This is a genomic window from Piscinibacter gummiphilus, from assembly GCF_002116905.1.
Lineage (GTDB): Bacteria > Pseudomonadota > Gammaproteobacteria > Burkholderiales > Burkholderiaceae_C > Rhizobacter > Rhizobacter gummiphilus.
This window is the reverse complement of the sequence record NZ_CP015118.1, coordinates 3,673,387-3,694,045: the sequence shown is the minus strand read 5'-3', so window position 1 is coordinate 3,694,045 and position 20,659 is coordinate 3,673,387. Positions and strand designations below refer to the sequence as shown.

The 20,659-nt window shown below is 69.5% G+C and carries 22 protein-coding genes and 2 tRNA genes; 16 read left to right on the top strand and 8 right to left on the bottom strand.

Going from position 1 to position 20,659, the window contains the following annotated elements; all coding sequences use genetic code 11:
- The gene (gene efp / locus A4W93_RS16635; RefSeq protein WP_085751668.1) at window positions 1-555 is read right to left on the bottom strand and encodes an elongation factor P; all 555 of its coding nucleotides are present in this window, start codon (window positions 553-555) and stop codon (window positions 1-3) included.
- A 106-nt stretch (window positions 556-661) separates the two neighbouring features.
- On the bottom strand, window positions 662-1,702 hold the full coding sequence (gene earP / locus A4W93_RS16630; RefSeq protein ID WP_085751667.1) for an elongation factor P maturation arginine rhamnosyltransferase EarP: 1,041 nt from the start codon (window positions 1,700-1,702) through the stop codon (window positions 662-664).
- Between the two features lie 36 nt (window positions 1,703-1,738).
- Here earP and uvrC point away from each other — a divergent pair, with 36 nt between their 5' ends.
- From uvrC to A4W93_RS16585, 9 genes are all read left to right on the top strand, one after another.
- Window positions 1,739-3,670 (top strand): excinuclease ABC subunit UvrC, encoded by a 1,932-nt coding sequence (gene uvrC / locus A4W93_RS16625; protein WP_085751666.1) that lies wholly within the window; start codon window positions 1,739-1,741, stop codon window positions 3,668-3,670.
- The gene (locus A4W93_RS16620; protein ID WP_237357556.1) at window positions 3,657-4,115 is read left to right on the top strand and encodes a hypothetical protein; all 459 of its coding nucleotides are present in this window, start codon (window positions 3,657-3,659) and stop codon (window positions 4,113-4,115) included. Before uvrC ends, A4W93_RS16620 begins: the two co-directional genes overlap by 14 nt.
- A 43-nt stretch (window positions 4,116-4,158) precedes the next feature.
- Window positions 4,159-4,728 carry a CDP-diacylglycerol--glycerol-3-phosphate 3-phosphatidyltransferase gene (gene pgsA, locus A4W93_RS16615; protein ID WP_085751664.1) on the top strand — a complete coding sequence of 190 codons (570 nt, stop codon included), beginning with the start codon at window positions 4,159-4,161 and terminating at the stop codon, window positions 4,726-4,728.
- Window positions 4,729-4,741: 13 nt separating this feature from the next.
- Window positions 4,742-5,644, top strand: coding sequence for a DMT family transporter (locus A4W93_RS16610; RefSeq protein ID WP_237357555.1), 903 nt, complete (start codon window positions 4,742-4,744; stop codon window positions 5,642-5,644).
- A gap of 203 nt (window positions 5,645-5,847) precedes the next feature.
- Window positions 5,848-6,120 carry an HU family DNA-binding protein gene (locus A4W93_RS16605; RefSeq protein WP_085751663.1) on the top strand — a complete coding sequence of 91 codons (273 nt, stop codon included), beginning with the start codon at window positions 5,848-5,850 and terminating at the stop codon, window positions 6,118-6,120.
- A gap of 74 nt (window positions 6,121-6,194) precedes the next feature.
- Window positions 6,195-6,270: transfer RNA gene (locus tag A4W93_RS16600), tRNA-Val, on the top strand.
- Between the two features lie 207 nt (window positions 6,271-6,477).
- Complete coding sequence (locus tag A4W93_RS16595; RefSeq protein ID WP_085751662.1) at window positions 6,478-8,424, top strand: SurA N-terminal domain-containing protein; 1,947 nt, start codon at window positions 6,478-6,480, stop codon at window positions 8,422-8,424.
- 31 nt (window positions 8,425-8,455) lie between these two features.
- Window positions 8,456-8,531: transfer RNA gene (locus A4W93_RS16590), tRNA-His, on the top strand.
- 94 nt (window positions 8,532-8,625) lie between these two features.
- Window positions 8,626-8,895 (top strand): hypothetical protein, encoded by a 270-nt coding sequence (locus A4W93_RS16585; protein WP_085751661.1) that lies wholly within the window; start codon window positions 8,626-8,628, stop codon window positions 8,893-8,895.
- 49 nt (window positions 8,896-8,944) lie between these two features.
- Here the strand turns inward: A4W93_RS16585 and A4W93_RS16580 are convergent, their stop codons facing one another.
- Entirely contained in the window at window positions 8,945-9,247 is a 303-nt protein-coding gene (locus tag A4W93_RS16580; protein WP_085751660.1) for a hypothetical protein, read from the bottom strand.
- Window positions 9,248-9,266: 19 nt separating this feature from the next.
- A complete protein-coding gene (locus tag A4W93_RS16575) occupies window positions 9,267-9,470 on the bottom strand; it encodes a hypothetical protein (RefSeq protein WP_085751659.1) in 204 nt (67 codons plus the stop codon).
- Window positions 9,471-9,617: 147 nt separating this feature from the next.
- On the opposite strand from A4W93_RS16575, the gene A4W93_RS30065 reads away from it, so the two are divergent.
- On the top strand, window positions 9,618-9,821 hold the full coding sequence (locus A4W93_RS30065; RefSeq protein WP_157782173.1) for a DUF3606 domain-containing protein: 204 nt from the start codon (window positions 9,618-9,620) through the stop codon (window positions 9,819-9,821).
- 14 nt (window positions 9,822-9,835) lie between these two features.
- Here the strand turns inward: A4W93_RS30065 and A4W93_RS16565 are convergent, their stop codons facing one another.
- The 3 genes from A4W93_RS16565 to A4W93_RS16555 all read right to left on the bottom strand — a co-directional run bounded on the left by A4W93_RS16565 (window position 9,836) and on the right by A4W93_RS16555 (window position 11,682).
- Window positions 9,836-10,489 carry a 3-oxoacid CoA-transferase subunit B gene (locus tag A4W93_RS16565; protein ID WP_085751657.1) on the bottom strand — a complete coding sequence of 218 codons (654 nt, stop codon included), beginning with the start codon at window positions 10,487-10,489 and terminating at the stop codon, window positions 9,836-9,838.
- A 1-nt stretch (window position 10,490) separates the two neighbouring features.
- Entirely contained in the window at window positions 10,491-11,138 is a 648-nt protein-coding gene (locus A4W93_RS16560) for a CoA transferase subunit A (RefSeq protein WP_085751656.1), read from the bottom strand.
- 121 nt (window positions 11,139-11,259) lie between these two features.
- Complete coding sequence (locus tag A4W93_RS16555; RefSeq protein ID WP_085751655.1) at window positions 11,260-11,682, bottom strand: hypothetical protein; 423 nt, start codon at window positions 11,680-11,682, stop codon at window positions 11,260-11,262.
- Between the two features lie 271 nt (window positions 11,683-11,953).
- On the opposite strand from A4W93_RS16555, the gene A4W93_RS16550 reads away from it, so the two are divergent.
- The 3 genes from A4W93_RS16550 (at window position 11,954) to A4W93_RS16540 (ending at window position 15,654) form a co-directional block, all read left to right on the top strand.
- On the top strand, window positions 11,954-13,186 hold the full coding sequence (locus A4W93_RS16550; RefSeq protein ID WP_085751654.1) for a poly(ethylene terephthalate) hydrolase family protein: 1,233 nt from the start codon (window positions 11,954-11,956) through the stop codon (window positions 13,184-13,186).
- 78 nt (window positions 13,187-13,264) lie between these two features.
- Window positions 13,265-14,695, top strand: a complete 1,431-nt coding sequence (locus A4W93_RS16545; protein WP_085751653.1) for a DUF3237 domain-containing protein — start codon at window positions 13,265-13,267, stop codon at window positions 14,693-14,695.
- Between the two features lie 41 nt (window positions 14,696-14,736).
- Window positions 14,737-15,654, top strand: a complete 918-nt coding sequence (locus A4W93_RS16540; RefSeq protein WP_085751652.1) for a 3-hydroxyacyl-CoA dehydrogenase family protein — start codon at window positions 14,737-14,739, stop codon at window positions 15,652-15,654.
- Here A4W93_RS16540 and A4W93_RS16535 read toward each other — a convergent pair.
- The gene (locus A4W93_RS16535) at window positions 15,645-16,817 is read right to left on the bottom strand and encodes a benzoate/H(+) symporter BenE family transporter (protein ID WP_099959923.1); all 1,173 of its coding nucleotides are present in this window, start codon (window positions 16,815-16,817) and stop codon (window positions 15,645-15,647) included. The two genes, A4W93_RS16540 and A4W93_RS16535, sit on opposite strands and share 10 nt — an antisense overlap.
- Window positions 16,818-17,077: 260 nt before the next feature.
- Between A4W93_RS16535 and A4W93_RS16530 the strand changes: the two genes are divergently transcribed.
- From A4W93_RS16530 to A4W93_RS16520, 3 genes are read left to right on the top strand one after another with little or no spacing between them, the layout of a single operon-like run.
- Complete coding sequence (locus A4W93_RS16530) at window positions 17,078-18,031, top strand: sugar ABC transporter substrate-binding protein (protein ID WP_085751651.1); 954 nt, start codon at window positions 17,078-17,080, stop codon at window positions 18,029-18,031.
- 43 nt (window positions 18,032-18,074) lie between these two features.
- Complete coding sequence (locus A4W93_RS16525) at window positions 18,075-19,637, top strand: sugar ABC transporter ATP-binding protein (RefSeq protein ID WP_085751650.1); 1,563 nt, start codon at window positions 18,075-18,077, stop codon at window positions 19,635-19,637.
- Complete coding sequence (locus A4W93_RS16520; protein ID WP_085751649.1) at window positions 19,634-20,644, top strand: ABC transporter permease; 1,011 nt, start codon at window positions 19,634-19,636, stop codon at window positions 20,642-20,644. The genes A4W93_RS16525 and A4W93_RS16520 overlap by 4 nt, the downstream gene beginning before the upstream one ends.
- The last annotated feature ends 15 nt before the right edge of the window (window positions 20,645-20,659 follow it).

Below are 20,659 nucleotides of genomic sequence, written 5' to 3'. Positions count from 1 at the left end.
TCAGACGCGCTTGCGGTACTCGTGCGTGCGGGTGTCGATTTCGATCTTGTCGCCGGTTTCCACGAACAGCGGCACCGAGATCTCGAAGCCGGTGGCCAGCTTGGCGGGCTTCAGCACCTTGCCCGACGTGTCGCCCTTGACCGCGGGTTCGGTGTAGGTGACTTCGCGGATCAGGCTGGTGGGCAGTTCGACCGAGATGGCCTTGCCGTCGTAGAACACCACTTCGACCGGCATCTGGTCTTCGAGGTACTGGATGGCATCGCCCATGTTCTCGGACTCGACCTCGAACTGGTTGTACTCGGCGTCCATGAACGCGTACATCGGGTCGGCGAAGTAGGAGTAGGTGCACTCCTTCTTCTCGAGGATGATCTGGTCCATCTTGTCGTCGGCCTTGAAGACGACTTCGGTGCCGGAGTTGTTCAGCAGGCTCTTGAGTTTCATGCGCACCGTGGCGGCATTGCGGCCACCGCGGCTGTATTCCGTCTTCAGCACGACCATGGGGTCCTTGCCGTGCATGATGACGTTGCCGGCGCGAATTTCCTGTGCGATCTTCATGGCGATTTCCGTGTTCGGGAGCGTCGGGTGCAGGCACGATGCCTGGCGGTCTTGACGCGGTTCTGTGCGCGGCCCGGATCTGTCGGAACGCGCAAAGCCTTGGATTTTAGCTCGATTCGATGGCGAATTGGCGCAAACCCGTGACGAGGTCCTCGCGGGCCTCCAGGCCCGAGCGCCAACTTTCGCACCGGGCGCCCCAGCCCGCCAGGGATGGCAACGTGGCCGGCAGGGGCGCGAGGCCGTTCCAGCCGGCCCACCAGGCACGCACGCCGGCCGCGGTCGCCTCGTCGGCGCCGGCGAGGAACCGGTCCAGGAAGGCCTGCAGCTTCTCGACGTGGGCGCCGTCGTCCTGCGGGTAGATGTGCCACACGAAGGGCCTGCCCGCCCACTGGGCCCGCACGAAGGAATCCTCGCCCCGCACGAAGTTCAGGTCGCACGACCACAGCAGGCGGTCGTAGCCGGGCTGGGGCAGCCAGGGCAGGGCGTGGGTGCGCACGCCGTCGGGCAACGGGCCCTCGAGGCGGATGCCCGGCGTGAGCAGCAGCAGCGTCGGCCGGTCGGCCAGCCGCGCGGGCAGTTCGGCCAGGGCCGGGTTCGGGTAGCAGAAGACACTGGCCAGGCGCTCGCCCGGGCGCACGGCGATGCCCTCGGATGCGAGCCACGCGGCGCGGTCGAACCGCTCGCGCTCGGCGGCCAGCGGCGGTTCCCGCAGCAATCCGCCGGTGGCCGCAGTGAAGCCGGGGTAGTAGAACCACTTGACGAGGCCGCGGCCGGGGTCGCGCATGCGGGGCGACTGCAGTCGGTGCGAACGTTCGACGTAGTCCTCGGCGCTCAGGTATTCGAGGTTGATCCACACGGGAGGCGTGGGGCGCGCGGCCATCGCGGCCACGAAGCCGTCGGGCAGTTCGCAGCCGAAGGCCTCGACGACCACGTCGCCGGGTTCACCCGGGTCGGGCTCGGCGGGCCACGGCCGCACCGTCACGCCGGGTGCGCCACCGGGGGCCATCCACGCGAGGGCGGACGCGTCGTCGGTCCACAGCCGCACGGTGTCGCCGCGGGACGCGAGGTCGGCGGCCAGCCGCCAGCAGACGCCGATGTCTCCATGGTTGTCGATGACGCGGCAGAACACATCCCAATGCAGGCCCATGCCCGGATTATCGGAGGGCGGCAAAATGGGGCTCTCATGACCGAACCGAACGACCTCCCGGCATCCGACGATCCGGCCCTCGACCCCGCGCGTCGCCAGCTGCTGGGCGACGTGGCCGCGCTGCCGGGCCTTCCCGGCGTCTACCGCTACTTCGACGCGCAGGACCACGTGCTGTACGTGGGCAAGGCGCGCGACCTGAAGAAGCGCGTGTCGAGCTACTTCCAGAAGAACCATGGCGGCACGCGCATCGGCCACATGGTGAGCAAGATCGTGCGGATGGAAACGACGGTCGTGCGTTCCGAGGCGGAAGCGCTGCTGCTCGAGAACAACCTGATCAAGACGCTCAACCCGCGCTACAACATCCTGTTCCGCGACGACAAGAGCTACCCGTACCTGAAGATCGCGTCGCACGACTTCCCGCGCATGGCGTACTACCGCGGTTCGGTGGACCGCCGCCACCGCTACTTCGGCCCGTACCCCAGCGCGTGGGCGGTGAAGGAGTCCATCCAGCTGCTTCAGAAGGTGTTCCGGCTGCGCACGTGCGAGGACACGGTCTTCAACAACCGCACGCGCCCGTGCCTGCTGTACCAGATCAAGCGCTGCACCGGCCCGTGCGTGGACTTCATCTCGAAGGAGGACTACGCCCGCGACGTCGCGAACGCCGAACGCTTCCTGCTGGGCGACCAGGCCGAGGTGATGGAGCAGCTGCAGGCGCAGATGATGGAACACGCCGAGGCCATGGCCTACGAGAAGGCGGCCGAGATCCGCGACCAGCTCTCGGCGCTGTCCCTCGTGCTGCACCAGCAGTCGGTCGAGGACAACCGGGGCGGCGACACGAAGGACGCCGACATCCTGGCCGTGAAGGTGCAGGGCGGTCGCGCCTGCGTGAACCTCGCGATGGTGCGCGGTGGGCGCCACCTCGGCGACCGGCCGTACTTCCCCACGCATGTGGAGGACGCCACCGCGATGTCCGCCGAGGAGATGGCGGGCCGCGAGACCCAGCCGGCACCCGAGGTGCAGGTGCTCGAGGCCTTCATCGCGCAGCACTACCTCGACAGCTCGGTGCCGCCGCTGCTCGTGTTGAGCCATGGGGTCGACAAGGCGCTGATCGAGGCGCTGTCGGACCAGAGCGGCATCAAGGTCACGGCGCAGACCATGCCGCGTGAGCCGCGCCGCGCGTGGCTCGACATGTGCATCAAGGGCGCCGACCTGAAGCTCACCCGGCTGCTGTCGGAGGAGGGCTCGCAGCAGGCGCGCACGCGCGCGCTGGTGGACGCGCTCGACCTCGAGGCCGAGAACCTCGACACCTTTCGCATCGAGTGTTTCGACATCAGCCATACCGCCGGCGAGGCGACGCAGGCATCGTGCGTGGTCTTCGAGGGCCACAAGATGCAGAGCAGCCAGTACCGCCGCTACAACATCGAGGGCATCACGGGCGGCGACGACTACGCCGCGATGCGCCAGGTGCTCACGCGCCGCTACAGCAAGATGGTGGCGGCCGTGGAGGCCGGCACCGGCCGGATGCCCGACCTGGTGCTGGTCGACGGTGGCAAGGGGCAGGTCAGCATGGCGCGCGAGGTGTTCGCCGAGCTGGGCATCGACCTGCGCCTGATCGTCGGGGTGGAGAAGGGCGAGGGCCGCAAGGTGGGCCTGGAGGAACTGGTGTTCGCCGACGGGCGCGACAAGGTGTACCTGGGCCACGATTCGGCCGCGTTGATGCTCGTGGCGCAGATCCGCGACGAGGCGCACCGCTTCGCCATCACCGGCATGCGGGCGAAGCGCGCCAGCGTGCGCACGAGCGGCAGCCGGCTGGAGGACATCGCGGGCGTGGGGCCGAAGAAGCGTGCGAAGCTGCTGCAGCGTTTCGGCGGCGTGAAGGGGGTGGGGGACGCGAGCGTCGAGGACCTGCTCAGCGTCGATGGCATTTCGAGGGACCTGGCGGAGGAGATCTACCGTGCGTTGCATTGAGTGGGCCGTGGTCGTCGGGTGCATGGTGCTCGCCGCCTGCGCCAGCCGCGAGGGCGCGCCGTCCGGCAAGCCGCCCGTGATCGCCGAACCGGCCGTGCGCCTGCCGGCGCCAGCGCGGCTGCGCTCCATGAAGGAGGTGCAGGTGCAGGCCGCGCTGCGCCTCGTCGAGGCCAACCCGAACGGCACGTACGACACCGATCCGCCCGACGAGCTGCTCGCCATCCCGGTGCTCGAGATCGAGCTGAACGGCAACGGCTCGGTGCGGCGCATCACGGTCTTGCGCTACCCCGGCCAGGCGCCCGAGACCACCCAGATGGCCATCGACGCGGTGCACCGCGCGGCGCCGTTCGGCGACGTGAGCCACCTGCCCAAGCCGTGGAAGTTCGTCGAGGTGTTCCTGTTCCAGGAGGACCTGCGCTTCAAGCCCCGCACCCTCGATCACTGACCGGCGGTCCGCCCGTGGCGGAGAACTTCGGCACAATGCCCTCATGTTTTTCAATCTTCCCACCCTGTTGACCTGGGCGCGCATCGTCGCCATTCCGCTGATCGTCGGGGTGTTCTACCTGGAGATGCTGTCGGAGCCCGTCCGCAACATCACCGCCACGATCCTCTTCGTCGTGTTCGCATTGACCGACTGGGCCGATGGCTACCTCGCCCGGCGCATGAAGCTCACGTCGTCGTTCGGCGCGTTCCTCGATCCGGTCGCGGACAAGTTCCTCGTGTGCGCGGCGTTGCTGGTGCTCGTGCACCTGGGGCGCGTGCATGCGCTCGTCGCGCTGATCATCATCGGCCGCGAGATCGCCATCTCCGCGCTGCGGGAGTGGATGGCCCAGATCGGCGCATCGCGCAGCGTGGCCGTGCACATGGTGGGCAAGCTCAAGACCGCGGTGCAGATGACGGCCATCCCGTTCCTGCTGTACCACGGCACGCTGTTCGGCGTGATCGATACGCAGTTGTGGGGATCGGTACTGATCTGGATCTCCGCGGTGCTGACGATCTGGTCGATGGTGTACTACCTGCAGAAGGCGCTGCCGGAGATCCGCGACAAGGCCCGCTGACGCCCCGGCCGCGATGTCCTCGTCCGCCGGGTCCTGGCTCGTCCGCGCGATGCCCGCGGTGTTCATCCCGGTGTGGAGCACGGGGTTCATCGTGGCGCGCTACGGCATGCCGCATGCGCCGCCGCTCGCGTTCCTGAGCCTGCGCTACGCGCTGTCGGTCCTGTGTTTCCTCGTGTGGATCGCCTGGGCCCGTCCGGCCTGGCCGCGCGACCGCGCGCAGTGGGGCCACCTTGCCGCCACCGGCATCCTGATGCATGCGGGCTACCTCGGCGGCGTGTGGGCCGCGGTGCGGTTCGGCATGGGGGCGGGCACCATCGCGCTGCTCGTGGGCCTGCAGCCGGTGCTCACCGCGGTGTGGCTGAGCCGGCAGGGTGAATCGCACCGGGTCTCACCGCGGCAGTGGGCCGGCCTCGTGCTCGGCCTCGTGGGCCTGCTGCTCGTGGTGTGGCACAAGCTCGGCGCGGGTGAGGTGACGGCGTGGAACCTGGCGCTCGCGCTGGCCGCGCTGCTGTCCATCACCGCGGGCACGCTCTACCAGAAGCGGCATGTGCAACCGTGCGATGTGCGTACCGCGAATGCGATCCAGCTGTGTGCGGCCCTCGTGGTCACGTTGCCGTTCGTGCCGTTCGAGGCCGGTGCGATCGACCTGCACCCGCACCTCCTCGGTGCGATGGCGTGGTCGGTGGTGGGCCTCACGGTGGGCGGCAGTTCGCTGCTCTACCTGCTGATCCAGCGTGGCGCGGCGACGCAGGTCACGAGCCTCATGTACCTCGTGCCGCCGTGCACCGCGCTGATGGCGTGGGCGCTGTTCGGGGAACCCCTGACGGCCGTGATGCTGTGCGGCATGGTGCTGATCGCCGCGGCCGTGGCGCTCGTGGTGAGGGCGCCGGCGAGAGGGCCGGACACCTCCGCGTGAGTCCCGTTGTCAAGCGTGAAAGCGCGAGCCGCCAGGGCCCGCGGATGCAAGTGATTACGCATAGAATGCCCCTTCCGCGCTTGACACTGGGTTTGCCGACGGCTGTAATCGTTCGAGCCGCCCTGATGCTGGACCGGATGGCCTCGGGGCCCGCGAGATCCGCCCGACTTGTTGTGAGACACCCTTAAAGACGAGGTACCTACGTGAACAAATCCGAATTGATTGAGCACATTGCCAAGCAAGCCGACATTTCGAAAGCTGCGGCAACGCGCGCGCTGGAAGCCCTGATCGGTGGTGTGAAATCAACACTCAAGAAAAACAACAGCGTCTCGCTGGTGGGTTTCGGAACCTTCAGCGTCACGAAGCGCGCCGCGCGCGCCGGCCGCAACCCGCGCACGGGTGCCGCCATCAAGATCAAGGCAGCCAAGGTGCCGAAGTTCCGTCCGGGCAAGGCCCTCAAGGACGCGCTGAACTGATCCTTCAGGTGAATTCACCGCGCAGCGGTCGGGTCCCCTCGCTGTGCGGTCTGGTTTGATGTTGTTGTTCTCCGGGGTGCTTAGCTCAGTTGGTAGAGCGGCGCCCTTACAAGGCGTAGGTCGGGGGTTCGAGCCCCTCAGCACCCACCACTCGGGTCAACACCCGGTTCTGCCAGGCGGCCCTCGCCAGTAGACTAAAATCAAAAAGTTTTCCCTGCCGCACACAAGCGTATCTCTGCAAAAAGGCGAACCGCGGGCGAACCCCGGTTCGCCTTTGTCGCATTTGGAAAGACGCCGCGCCAACAACAACAGAAGGGGCCGCCCCCTTCGACATGACGCCCACCGTTCGAGGTCTTGATGTTCGAAACCATCCGCTCCTATTCGCGCGTACTGATGTATGTGCTCGTGCCGCTGATCATCGGCTCGTTCGTCCTGGTCGGTGTCGACAGCTACTTCAACCTGCGTGACGGGGCGAACCACGCGGTGGCGAAGGTCGACGGCCACGACATCAAGCAGAGCGAATGGGACGCGTGGTTCCGCCAGCAGATCGAGCAGTTCCGCGCCCAGGCTCCGAACGTCGACCTGCGCATGCTGGAAACGCCCGAGATGAAGCGCCAGGCCCTCGACGAGCTGGTGCGCGAGCGCGTGATGCGCGCGGCGGCCGACAAGGGCGGCTACAACACGAGCGACGAGCGCCTGCTGGCCTTCTACCGCAACGACCCGCAGTTCGCGCCGTTCCGCGGCCCGGACGGCACCATCGACCGCGCCCGCCTCGAGATGGCCGTGGCCGCGCAAGGCATGTCCGTGAAGGGCCTCGAGCAGCGCATGCGCGAGATGCTGGCGCTGCGCCAGGTCACGCTGGGCCTCACCGGTTCGGTCACCGCACCCGACGCCACCACGTCCACCGCCCTCGACGCGCTGTTCCAGCAGCGCGAGGCGCAGGTCGAGCGCTTCGATGCCAAGGCCTATGCCACGAAGGTGAACCCCACCGACGCCGACATCGAGGCCTACTACAAGGACGCCGCCCACCAGGCCCAGTTCCGCTCCATCGAACAGGCCGACATCGAATACGTCGTGCTCGACCTCGACGCGGTGAAGAAGGGCATCACGGTCTCCGAAGACGACCTGAAGAAGTACTACACCGAGAACGTCAAGCGCTACACCGTGGCCGAGGAACGCAAGGTGCGCCACATCCTGATCAAGGCCGGCACGTCCGCGCCCGAGGCCGAGCGCACCGCCGCCCGCACGAAGGCCGAGGCCCTGCAGGCCGAGCTCGTGAAGGCGCCGGCCACGTTCGCCGACGTGGCGCGCAAGAACTCGCAGGACGCCGGCACGGCCGAACGCGGCGGTGACGTCGATGCCTTCATCGCGAAGGGCGACACCGACCCGGCCTACGAGACGGCGCTCTTCGCGCTCAAGCCCAACGAGGTCAGCCCGGTGGTCGTCACGCCCGAAGGCTTCTACATCCTGCAGCTGCAGGCCGTGAAGGGCGGCGACGTCCGCAGCTTCGAATCGGTCCGTGCCGAAATCGAAGACGAAGTGAAGAAGCAACTGGCCCAGTCCCGCTACGCCGAGGCGGCCAACGAGTTCACGAACACCGTCTACGAACAGTCCGACAGCCTGAAGCCCGTGGCCGAGAAGCTCAAGCTCGAGGTCAAGACCGCCAAGGGCGTGCTGCGTACGCCGCAGCAGGGCGCCGACGGCCCGCTCGCCTCGGCCAAGCTGCTGGAGGCGGTGTTCTCGTCCGACTCGCTGCAGAACAAGCGCAACACCGAAGCTGTCGAGACGAAGGCCAACCAGCTCACCGCCGCCCGCGTCACCGCCTACCATCCGGCCGCCGTGCGCCCGCTCGCCGAAGTGCGTGACCAGGTGAAGGCCCGCCTCGTGGCCCAGCAGGCCGCGGCGCTCGCCCGCAAGGAAGGCGAGGCCCGCCTCGCCGCCGCGAAGGCCGCACCGGCCACCGCGTTCGACAAGCCCGCCGTGACCCTGTCGCGCGCCAAGCCGGGCGACCTGCCGCGCGACGTGGTCGACGCCACGCTGAAGGCACCGTCCGCCTCGCTGCCGGCGGTGGTGGGCGTGGACCTCGGCGACCAGGGCTATGCCGTGGTGCGCATCACCAAGGTGCTGGGCCGCGACCCGGTCGTGGCCGACCCGAAACAGGCGAGCGCCCAGTACGCGCAGGCCTGGGGCGCGGCCGAGTCCGATGCCTACTACGAAGCCCTCAAGTCGCGCTTCAAGGTGAAGGTGATGGCCCCGGCTGCCACCGCCGAAGAAAAAACCACGGACACCGTCGCGTCGAAGTGAGATTTCTCAGGCTATAATGATTGGCTCTGCGGTGGCTGTAGCTCAGTTGGTAGAGTCCAGGATTGTGATTCCTGTTGTCGCGGGTTCGAGTCCCGTCAGCCACCCCACCCAACGTTAGGAAAACAGGCGCTTCGGCGCCTGTTTTCATTTCCAGGTGCCGCGTGCCGCCGCCTGCCCCGATGGTTCCAGCAAGGTCACCCGATGTCGCACACCCCGCAACTGCCGACCTGGTTGTTCCTGGTGTGCCGGGTGTCGGCGCTGTGCATCTTCCCGCTGGGCTGCGACATGATCTTCCAGGGCGTGGAAGCCATCGTCTCCGGGCAGATCCGCGTGGCGAGCAGGGCGGCCTCGTTCGTGGCCCATCGCAGCCTGAACCCCGTGGTCTTCTGGGTCTCGCTCTCGCTGTTCGTGGTCTGCGGGGCGTGGTTCATGTGGCTGGCGGTCGCCTGCTGGCGGGGCATCAAACGATGAGCCCCGGGCCGCCTGGCCCGATGCCATCCGCGAAATCGCAGCTTCACGCTCAGGCCTTCGCGGGCCGGTACAGGTCCGCGAACACATGCTCGGGCATCCACGTCTCGTACTGGTCCGGCTGCCCCGGATGCCGCACGACGAGGTGGCCGGGAAGCACGCGCTTCGCGCTCGGCGGTGCTTTCATCGCGCGCGTGGCGTTCAGGCGCTGGAATCGCAGTTCGTACTCCATGTTCGACAGCGCGGTCGATAGCACGAACCTGCCGTACGCGTCCGCCGTCGTGTCGTCGATCGCCTCGTAGCGTTGCATCGACACCTGGTCGATGTAGGGGCGGTCGAGGTCGTGCCTGCTCACGAAGCTTCGGTCGCCCGGGTCAGCGCACGAGCGCGAGGGTCATCTCGCCTTTGGGCGTGAGGCGGCGGCCCCCGGTGAGGTCGGCGTGGGTGAGGTAGCCCAGGCGCTCGAGTCGCTCGAGCGTGGGGCCCTGGTAGCCGCCAGACCCGTTCTCGGCAATGCGGCGGAGGATGTCGACGTCCTCGCGGGACAGGTCGAGACCGTACTGCTCGTCGTTTTCCATGGCGTGTTCCTTTGCCGCGAGACGGCGAGTATGGCCCCGTCGCCAGCGGACCGTCTCCGGACAACCCTTGTGCTGGTGTGCCTGCCTCCCTGCCGGGCGGGCATGGCGCTTGCCGGTCTTCGGGAGCCCAGTCCGAAGGAGATCGCCATGCCAGAACTCGCCCCTGACACCGGTGGCCGACATCACGAGCGCATCCGCGTGATCGACGACGAGGCGGTGCACCGCTGGGCCGCCCGGCTCGGCGTCACCCCCGACGATGTCCGTGCCGCGGTCAAGGCGGCCGGCGATCTCGTGGTGGACGTGCAGGAGTACCTGCACTCGCACCACGCCAGCAACGGCAGCGACCACTGAGGGCCGCCGGATGGTCAGCCGAGCGCCATCGCGCGGACGTTTTCGGCGACCTCCAGCGTCGCCTCGGTCGCCGCCAGTACCTGCTCGACGCTGACCCCCGGCGCCGTTTCCAGCAGCCGCAGCCGCCCGCCTTCCTGGGCGATGACGGCCAGCTCCGTGACGATCAGGTCGATGGGGCGGGCCGACGTGAGGGGCAGGGCACAGCGCTCGACGATCTTGGGCGCACCCTTCGCGGTGTGCTGCATCGCGACCACCACGCGCTTGGCGCCGGTGACGAGGTCCATCGCGCCGCCCATGCCGGGCACCATCTTCCCGGGAATCATCCAGTTGGCCAGCCGGCCCTGTGCGTCCACCTGCAGGCCGCCGAGCACGGTCATGTCGACGTGGCCGCCGCGGATGAGGCCGAAGGAGATCGAACTGTCGAAGGTGCTGGCGCCGGGGATGGCGGTGACGGGGCGGCCACCGGCGTCGGTGAGGCGGGCCTGCACGAGGTCGACGTCGGGGACCGGGCCGGTGCCGATCAGCCCGTTCTCGGATTGGAAGTACACGTGCATGCCGGGCGGCACGTAGTTCGCGACGAGCGTCGGGATGCCGATGCCGAGGTTGACCAGCATGCCTTCCTTCAGTTCGAGGGCGATGCGCCGCGCGATGATCGTCTGGGCATCCATCTCAGCACCTCCCCACCAGGTAGTCGACGAGCACCGCGGGCGTGACCACGTGGTCGGGCGAGATCATGCCGACCGGCACGATCTGCTCGACCTCGGCGATCACGGTCTGGCCGGCCATCGCGATCACGGGGTTGAAGTTGCGCGCGGTCAGCGCGTAGACGAGGTTGCCGAGGTAGTCGGCCATGAAGGCCTGCACCAGGGCGAAGTCGGCGTGCAGCGCGGTCTCGAGCAGGTAGGGGCGGCCGTCGACCTCGATCTTCTGCTTGCCCTCCTCGACGAGGGTGCCCACGCCGGTGGGGGTGAGCACGCCGCCGAGCCCGTGGCCCGCCGCGCGGATGCGTTCGATGAGCGTGCCCTGCGGCACGAGGTCCACCTGCAGCTTGCCGCTGTTCATCAGCTGCTGCGTTTCGGGATTCAGGCCGATGTGGCTCGCGATCAGCCGGCGCAGCGCGCCGGCGGTGACCAGCTTGCCGATGCCCACGCCGGGCTGGGCCGAGTCGTTGGCGATCACCGTGAGGTCGCGCCGGCCCTGGCGCACCAGTTCGTCGATCAGGCCCTCGGGGGAACCGACTCCCATGAAACCGCCCACCATCACGGTCGCCCCGTCGGGGACCAGGGCGGCGGCTTCCTCCACCTTCGTCGTGCGCATGACAGGCCTCCAGGAGAAGCGTCGCTTCGGGCATCGATCCCGGTCCTGGAAACGAGCAACGCGGATGCCGCGACTTCGCGTGGATCCTACGGGCGCGCTCCGTCGAGCGCAAGCGCGGCGGTCAGCTGCGGCGTGCCGCGCCCGGGCGGCTGGCGAGGTACACGCCGGCGTACGCCGAGGGCAGCATCAGCACATAGCTGACCACCTCGGCCCACAGCGGGTAGATGTTGTCGGACACCAGCAGGCTGAGCACGACCGAGACCACGAGGAAGGCGACGATGTTCGGGAACAGTGCCCGCTGCGCGATGCGGGTGGTGGTGAAGGCCCCGAGCACCGTGGCGACCGCGCTCGCGGCGAAGGTCCAGAACATCACGGCCGGGGTGAGCACGAGCGCGTTCACGGCGGCCTCGAACTCGGCGTCGCCCATCTCGGTGTCGAGCAGGTGTCCGCCGAAGACGGCGAAGAGGATGACCGAGAGCACCAGCACCACGGCGAGCGACACGAGCACCCCGAGGGTCACGGCCTTGATGTTCACGTCGCGCATGGGGAGCTTCCGGTTCGGGTCCAGTGAGGGAGGGCGCCCATTCTGCAGCATGACCGGCGGTCCACCTGCCGACACGTCGGCGCCGATGTTCCTGCCGGGCAGGACGACCCGATCCACACGGGGGAATCCGGGCCGGGGTTCTTGCGCCACGCGCCGCACGATCCTGAAAGACGGGCCATCCCCGCGTTCCTAGAGTCTGCTCGCGCGCCGAGGCAGGCGGGCGTGAACGGCAAAACGATTCCTGCCACCACAACACCCACAGGAGACAAGCATGAACATCGCATTCACCAGGAGGCTGCTGGTCGGCATCGGCGTGGCCCTCGTGTCGGCCGCGGCCGGCGCGCAGACCGTCGTGTTCGAGGAACGCTTCACCAACGGCCTCGGGCAGTTCGCCGGCACCGGCAGCGTCTACACGTCGAGCGCCGGCATCCGCCTCGCGGGCTCGATCGGATCGGGCAAGGGCGTGATCACGTCGGGCCCCATCGCCACCACGAACGTCTCGAAGCTGACGCTGACCTTCACGCGCAGCACGAGCGGCCTCGACACCGGCGAGGCCGGCGTGGCCTCGGTCTCCGTCAACGGCGGGGCCTACACGACACTGGAGTCGACGCGCACGGCCTCGGGCAGCACGTCGATCGCGCTGCCCGACAGCGCGTCGAACCAGGCCGACGTGCGCCTGCGCTTCGCGGTGTCGGCCAACAGCGCGCTCGAGAGCTACACGGTCGACGAGGTCGTGCTGTCGGGCCAGCGTGCGGGCGACCCGCCGCCCGGAGGTGGCGGCACGCTGCCGCCGGTGAGCAGCGTCGACGCCGACGGGCCGTTCGCCACCACGGCCACCACGTCGACCGGCCCCGGCCGCAACGGCTGGGTGGTGCGTCCCACCACGCTCGGCGCCAACGGCCTGAAGCACCCCGTGTTCATCTGGGGGCCGGGTGCCGGGACGGGGCCGGCCGAGTACGACTTCCACCTGCGCCGCATCGCCTCGCACGGCTTCATCGTGTACTCCGAGACGTCGACCAGCAGCGGCAGCGAGATGAAGTCGGCCATCGACTGGCTGATCGCCGAGAACGGCCGCCCCGCGAGCCCGTACTACCAGAAGATCGACACCACCCGCATCGCGGCGGGCGGCCACTCGCGCGGTTCGGTGGGCACGTTCGCGATCGCGAGCGACCCGCGCCTGTCCACCACGATCCATGTGGCCGGCGGCTCGTTCGACGGGCAGGGCTCCCGCAACCTGCGCCAGCCCGCGGCCTACTTCTGCGGTTCGGAGGACACCACGGCGACGCCGAACTGCCGCCGCGACTACACGGCCACCACGACGCCGGTGTTCTTCTCGGTGATCACGGGCGCCACGCACATCAACGCGGCGCGCGAGGCCCTGCCGGGCATCGTGGCGTGGCTGCGCTGGCACCTCGCCGACGAGGACGACCGCCGCGCGAGCTTCCTGACCCCGGGTGGGGCGTTCACCACCGGCAAGTGGGTCTCGCAGCAGAAGAACTGGTAGTCCGCGCCCTCGTGGCCTGACCTCCGCCCTGGCCCGACGGCCAGGGCGTTTCCCATTTCCCTTTCAGGAATTCCTTCGATGAAGAACCGCTTCCTGGCCCCGGCCTGCACCGTGCTCGCCCTGGTCTTCCACTCGTCCTCGCCCCTGGCCGCGGTGCTCGCGGACCAGGTGTTCTCCTCGGGCCTCGGGTCGTTCAGCGCGACCGGCAGCGTGTCGACCGGCAGCACCGGGGCGCGGCTCTCCGGCGGGTCGAGCCCCGGCCGGCTCACCAGCGCTGCCATCGACACCGCGGGGCACCGCCAGGTGAAGGTCACCGTGAACCGCTCGACCACGGGGCTCGACGCCGGCGAGGCCGGCACGATCGTGGCGGTGGTCAACGGCCAGTCGCGCACGCTCGAGTCCGCGCGTTCGGCGAGCGGCGCCGCCACGTTCGACCTCGGCGACAACCCGGGCCGCGTGACGCTGCAGTTCGCCGTGGCCGCCAGCAGCCTGCTGGAGTCGTACACGGTCGCCAGCGTGCGGGTGGAAGGTGAGCCCACGTCCACCGAACCGCCGGTGCGCACCGGCACGATCGTGCCCGATGCGTCGTGGACCTGCGGCCTGCCCGGCGGCATCCCCGACCCCGCGACCGGCACGCCCGTGTTCAACACCACGCTGGCGGCCGACGCACCCATCGTCGTCGGCGCCACGCCCTACGGGCAACGCCGCGTGATCCGCACCACCGGCGGCACGCTGTCGGGTGGGTCGCTCGGCGGGACGGTGCTCAGCGGCGCGCTCGACTTCGACCTGCAACTGCCCAGCGGCGCGCAGGAGCACGAGTCGCGCTACACGCTGCGCGCCACCGATGGCACGCTGATCTACGTGCGGCTGTGCGGCGTGGCCGACGGCACGGGCCAGCGGGTCGTCGCCGACTTCGAGGCACCGACCAGCAGCACGTGGCAGTGGCTCAACAGCGGCACCTACGTGGGTCGCCGCGAGGTCACGGCCTCGGGCATCCGCCTGTCGGTGAACGCGGTCTCGGCGACGCCGAACCCCGCGGATCCCGTGACGCGTGTGCCGGCCGACGCCGCGCTGAAACAGCAGCCCTTCAACTGCGCGGTGGCGCCGGCATCGGCAGCGCAAGGCGCGCAGGTGCTCGTCGCACGCGTGAACATCGGCAGCTCGCAGGCGGTGGGCACGTCCAAGCGCGGACGCCGCAACATCATCCCCATCACCGGCGGCACGTACAGCGGCTCGTTCGGATCGGGTTCGGTGAACCCCGGCGGCGCGGACCACCAACTGACGGTGTCGGGCGGCCTGCAGGTCGAGGCCCGCTACACGCTGAAGGCCGCCAACGGCGAGACGATCGTCGTGCGCAACTGCGGCGACTTCGGTTCGGCGGACCTCACGGCGGTGACCTTCGAGGCCCCGACCGGCGGCGCGTTCGCGGCGATGAACAACGGCAACTACGTCGGCACGATCACGCCGGGCCTCGGGCGGGTGACCATCACGGTCTACGAACGGCGCTGAGCGGGTACCCTTGTCGGCTCATCGACAAGGAGTGCTCCCTCATGACGGATCGGGTTCGGATCGGCGTGGCCGGCGGCGGGCTGATGGGCTGTGGCATCGCCACGCAGATGGCGGCCGCGGGTCATGCGGTGCGGGTGTTCGAGACCGACGAGGCCGCGGCGGGCCGTGTGCCGGCCCGCTGCGCGGCCATCCTCGACGAGCTGGTGGCCGCGCGGGCGCTCGGCGAAGCCGAGGCGCGCGACGTGCTGGTGCGGGTCGAGGTCACGCGGGACGTTGCCGCGCTCGCGGACTGCGGCACCGTCTTCGAGGCCATCCGCGAGGTGCTGCCCGAGAAACATGCGCTGTATGCGCGGCTGGAGCCCGTGCTCGCGCCCGGCACCACGCTCGCCAGCACCACCAGCGGCTTCACGCCGGAGGACCTGGCACGCCCCCTGGTGCGTCCCGACCGGTTCCTCGTGGCGCACTTCTGGAACCCGCCGCACATCGTGCCGCTGGTCGAGGTGCTGACGACCGCCACGACACGGCCCGACGTGCTCGACGGGGTGGAATCGCTGCTGCGCCAGGCCGGCTGCGAGCCGGTCCGGCTGAAGAAGGCGGTGCCGGGTTTCATCGGCAACCGGCTGCAGTTCGCGGTGCTGCGCGAGGCGTTGCACCTGCTGCGCGAAGGCGTGGCAGACGCCGAGACCATCGACCGCGTGATGAAGCTGTCGATCGGCAGGCGGTACGCCGCCATCGGCCCGCTCGAAGGCGCCGACGTGGGCGGGCTGGAGACCTTCCTGACGATCTCGCGCTACCTGATGCCCGAACTCGCGAAGTCCGAGGACGTGCTCGACGTGCTGCAGGGCCACACGGACCGCGGCGAGCGTGGCCGCGCGAGCGGGCAGGGCTTCTACACCTGGGACGCGGCGCGGGAGGAGTGGCTGCGCCAGGTGCGCCTGAGGCTGCTGGGTCAGCCGTGACGGCGGCGGGCGGTCGCCAGTGACGCCACGGCCCCGGCCACCACGCCCCAGAACGCCGAGCCGATGCCGAGGAAACTCACGCCCGACAGCGTGACGAGGAAGGTCAGCAGCGCCGCGTCGCGGTGGTGTTCGTCGCGCAGCGCGCTCGCGAGGCCGCTGCCGATGGTGCTCAGCAGCGCGAGCCCGGCCACCGCGATCACCAGCTCCTTGGGCAACGCGGCCAGCAGGCCCGCCACCGCGCCGCCGGCCAGGCCCACCGCGATGTAGAACACGCCGGCGGCCACCGAGGCGGTGTAGCGCCGCGCCGGGTCCTCGTGGGCTTCACGGCCGAGGCAGATGGCCGCCGTGATGGCGGCGAGGTTCAGCGCGTAGCCCCCGAACGGCGCCAGCAGCAGCGAGGCGAGGCCGGTGGCGCCGACCGTGGGGGACACGGGGATGTCGTAGCCCGCGGTGCGCTGCGCGGCCACCCCCGGCAGGTTCTGCGAGGCCATGGTGACGAGGAACAGCGGCAGCGCGATGCCCACGAGCGCGCGCACCGAGAACTCGGGCGTGGTCCATTCCGGATGCGCCCAGCCCCAGTCCACCGGACCGGGCCGCAGCTGGCCCGACACCGAGGCGATCACGATGCCCGCCAGCAGCACGACCGGCACGGCGTAGCGCGGCCACCAGCGGCGCCCCGCGAGGAACGCGGCCGTCATGCCGAACACGATCAGGGGCTGCGTGCGGCTCGCCACCACCGCCTCGAGTGCGAACCGGGCCAGCACGCCGGCGAGCAGCGCGGACGCGATGGCGACCGGGATGTGGTCCATCGCCCGCTCGAAGAGGCCGCTGTAGCCCACCGCGGCGATCAGCACCGCGCAGACGATGAACGCGCCCACGGCCTCGGCCATCGGCACGCCTTGCGTCGCGGCGATGAGCGCCGCACCCGGCGTGGACCAGGCCGTGAGGACGGGCTTGCGGTACCACAGCGACAGCCCGAGGCTCGTGAGGCCGGTGCCGAGGCCCAGCGCCCAGATCCACGAGGCCGTCTGCGACGGCGTGGCACCGAGGGCCTGGGTGGCCGCGAAGATCAACGCGATCGAACTCGTGAAGCCGACCAGGACGGCGACGAGGCCTGCTACGGTGGCGGAGACGGAGAGGTCGGTGAGGAGGGAGCGGGACAAGGTGGGCTGGCGTGGGGGAGGGCGATCGTGAGTGTTTCATACAACCCGTCAGCCCGGCGGAGGCCGGGGCCTTCGGCCTGCGCCCGGGGTCCCGGCCTCCGCCGGGACGACAGCTTCCTTGCGGGTAATCCCCCTGTTCACCCGCGGCGCGTTGGACTGAAATGCCGATCGACGTAAACGTTTACGCAAACGTTTGCTTCCACCGGCCAGCATTGCGAAACGCCGTCCGGTCACGACCCACCTCCTGAGGAGCACATGACATGACGATCCGTTTCACCCGCCGCGCCGCCGCGGTGGCCGCCGCCCTGGTCCTCGCGGGCCCCGCGCTGGTTCCCGCCGTCCACGCCCAGACCGCCAAGCCGCGGGTGGGCCTGGTGATGAAGTCGCTGGCGAACGAGTTCTTCAAGAACATGACCGAGGGCGCCATCGCCCACGAGAAGAAGCGCGGCGATTTCGAGCTGAAGGCCGTGGGCATGCAGTCCGAGACGGACTTCGACGCCCAGACCGCCGCGGTGGAGAACTTCATCACGCAGAAGTACGACGTGATCGTGATCGCCCCGGCCGACTCGCGCGCGATGGTGGCACCCGTCGCCAAGGCCCTGAAGGCCGGCATCACGGTGGTGAACTTCGACGTGGCGCTCGACCCGGCCGCGCTGAAGAAGGCGAACCTCGACCTCGCCTTCGTGGGCCCCGACAACCGCGCCGGCGCGAAGATGGCCGGCGACGAACTCGCCAAGGCGCTCGGCCCGGGCGCGAAGATCGCGATCATCGAAGGCAACCCCGGTGCCGACAACGCCACGCAGCGCAAGCTCGGCTTCGAGGACGCGGCCAAGGCCGGCAAGCTCAAGGTCGTGACCTCGCAGACGGCCCACTGGGAGACCGAGGAAGCCAACGCGGTGTTCACGAACATCCTGACCGCCAATCCCGACATCCAGGGCGTGATGGTGGCCAACGACTCGATGGCGGTGGGCGTGGCCAAGGCCATCGATGCCGCCGGCAAGACGGGCAAGATCAAGGTGGTGGGCTTCGACAACATCCCCGCCATCCGCCCGCTGATCAAGCAGGGCAAGGTGCTCGCCACCGTCGACCAGTTCGGCTCCGAGATGGCCGCCAACGCCATCGACTACGGGATCAAGTCGCGCAAGGACAAGCAGCCGCTGAAGGGCTGGGTCAAGACGCCCATCGAACTCGTGACCGCGAAGAACGTGAAGTGACGAGGGCAGGGCGGCCCGCGGGCCGCCCACCCGATCCATCATCATGGCCGACACACCCGCCCTCGCACCCGCCCTTGAACTTCACGGGATCACGCGCCGCCATCCGGGCGTGCTCGCGCTCGACAGCGTGGACCTCACGCTGCAGCGCGGCGAGGTGCATGCGCTCGCCGGCGAAAACGGCGCGGGGAAGTCGAGCCTCATCAAGATCCTGTGTGGCGCCGACCGCGCGAACGGCGGCCGCATGGTGCTGTTCGGCGAGACCTACGCGCCCCACAACCCGCTCGACGCGATGCGCGCGGGCATCCGCGTGGTGCACCAGGAACTGCACATGCTCGACCAGCTGTCGGTGGCCGAGAACCTGCTGTTCGAACGCCTGCCGCGCACCCGCCTGGGCCTGCTCGACCGCGGCGCGCTGCGCCGCCGCGCGACGGAGCTGCTCGCGCTCGTGGGCCTCGACGACCTGGACCCGTCCACCCGCGTGGCCACGCTCGGCATGGCGCAGCGCCAGCTGATCGAGATCGCGAAGGCGCTGTCGGGCGACAGCCGCATCGTCATCATGGACGAACCCACGGCCACGCTGACGCCGCGCGAGACCGACCGGCTGCTGCAGCTGATCCGCCAGCTGCGCGACCGCGGGGTGACCGTGGTGTTCGTCTCGCACCACCTGCAGGAACTGTTCGACGTGTGCGACCGGGTCACGGTGCTGCGCAACGGCCGCAAGGTCGACACGCGTCCCATTGCCGGCACCACGACGGACGACCTCGTGCGGCTGATGGTGGGCCGCGACCTCGCCGGTCCGTCGTCCCGCCAGGCCCCCGTGCTCGACACCACGCGCGAGCCGGCGCTGCGGGTCGAGGGCCTGCGCTTCCGCGGGCAACGGGGTTCCGTCCCGCTGTCGTTCAGCCTGCGCTACGGCGAGATCGTCGGCCTTGCCGGGCTCGTGGGCTCGGGCCGGACCGAAACCGTGCGTGCGATCTTCGGGGCCGACCCGCCGGTGGCCGGCCAGGTGTTCCGCGACGGCCGCCCCGTGCGCACCGACACCCCGGACCGCGCGCTCGCCGAAGGCATCTGCCTGCTCACCGAGAACCGCAAGGACGAGGGCCTGATCCTCGACATGCCGATCCGCGCGAACGTGTCGCTCGCGAACCTCCCCGCCGTCTCGCGCTCGGGCCTGATGCAGGCCGGCGCCGAGGCCGACGCCGCGCGCCGCATGGTGGCCGACCTGCAGGTGCGGCTCGCGTCCATCGACCAGCCGGTGCGCGAGCTGTCCGGTGGCAACCAGCAGAAGGTGGTGCTCGGCAAGTGGCTGCTGCGCCAGCCGAAGGTGCTGCTGCTCGACGAACCCACGCGGGGCGTGGACGTGGGCGCGAAGGCCGAGATCCACGCGCTGCTCGAGCGTTTGGCCGCGGGCGGCCTGGCCGTGCTGGTGGTGTCGTCCGACCTGCGCGAGCTGATGGGCCTGTGCGACCGGATGATGGTGATGAGCCGCGGCGTGATCACCGGCGAGGTGCCGCGCGCGCAGTTCGACGAAGAGGCCATCCTCGCGATGGCGTACCAGGAATACACGCGGGCCGCGGCCCGCGAGACCGCGACGGTTCAATCATGAGCAACCCTTCCAACTCCCTCGCGGCCCCGTCCCGCACCTCGCTGCGCCACCGCACCCGTGCCGTGCTGCGCGAAGCCGGCATCGGTGTCGCCCTCGTCGCGCTCGTCGGGGTGTTCGCGATGCTGTCGCCCATCTTCCTCACGTCGACGAACATCACGAACATCTTCACGCAGATCTCGATCAACGTGATCCTGGCCGTGGGCATGACCTTCGTGATCCTGATCGGCGGCATCGACCTGTCGGTGGGCTCGGTGATGGCCTTCTGTGCGGTGGTGGCCGGCACGGTGCTCAAGCTCGAGGGGCTGTCGGTCGGGCCCGCCATCGCGCTCGCGCTGCTCGCGAGCGTCGCGGTGGGCGCGGTGTGCGGCCTGGCCAACGGCGCGATCTCGGCGTACTGGGCCATCCCGTCGTTCATCGTCACGCTGGGCATGCTCAACATCGCGCGGGGCGCGGCGCTGCAGTGGACCCAGGCCCGCTCGATCTACGAGTTCCCCGACGCGTTCAACGACTTCGGCAGCGCCACCGTGCTGGGCCTGCCGGCGATCTTCCTCGTGGCCCTGGCCCTGGTGGCCCTGGGCTGGTTCGTGCTGAACCGCACCGTGTTCGGCCGGCTCGTCTACGCCATCGGCAACAACGAGGAGGCGGTGCGCCTGGCCGGGCACAGCGTGCGGGCCGTGAAGATCGCCGCGTTCGTGATCTGCGGCGCGGCGGTGGGCGTGGGCGCCGTGATCTACATGACCCGCCTGACCATCGCGAGCCCCATCTCGGGCATCGGCTTCGAGCTCAACGCCATCGCGGCGGTGATCATCGGCGGCACGAGCCTGAGCGGCGGGCGCGGCTCCATCGTGGGCACGCTGCTGGGCGCCTGCATCATCGGCGTGCTGGCCAACGGCCTGATCCTGATCGGCATGAGCGACTTCCTGCGGCAGATGGTCACGGGTTTCGTGATCATTCTGGCGGTGGTGCTCGACGTGTACCGGGCGCGCCTGACCCGCGCGGCCGACTGACCGATGATGGCCGCA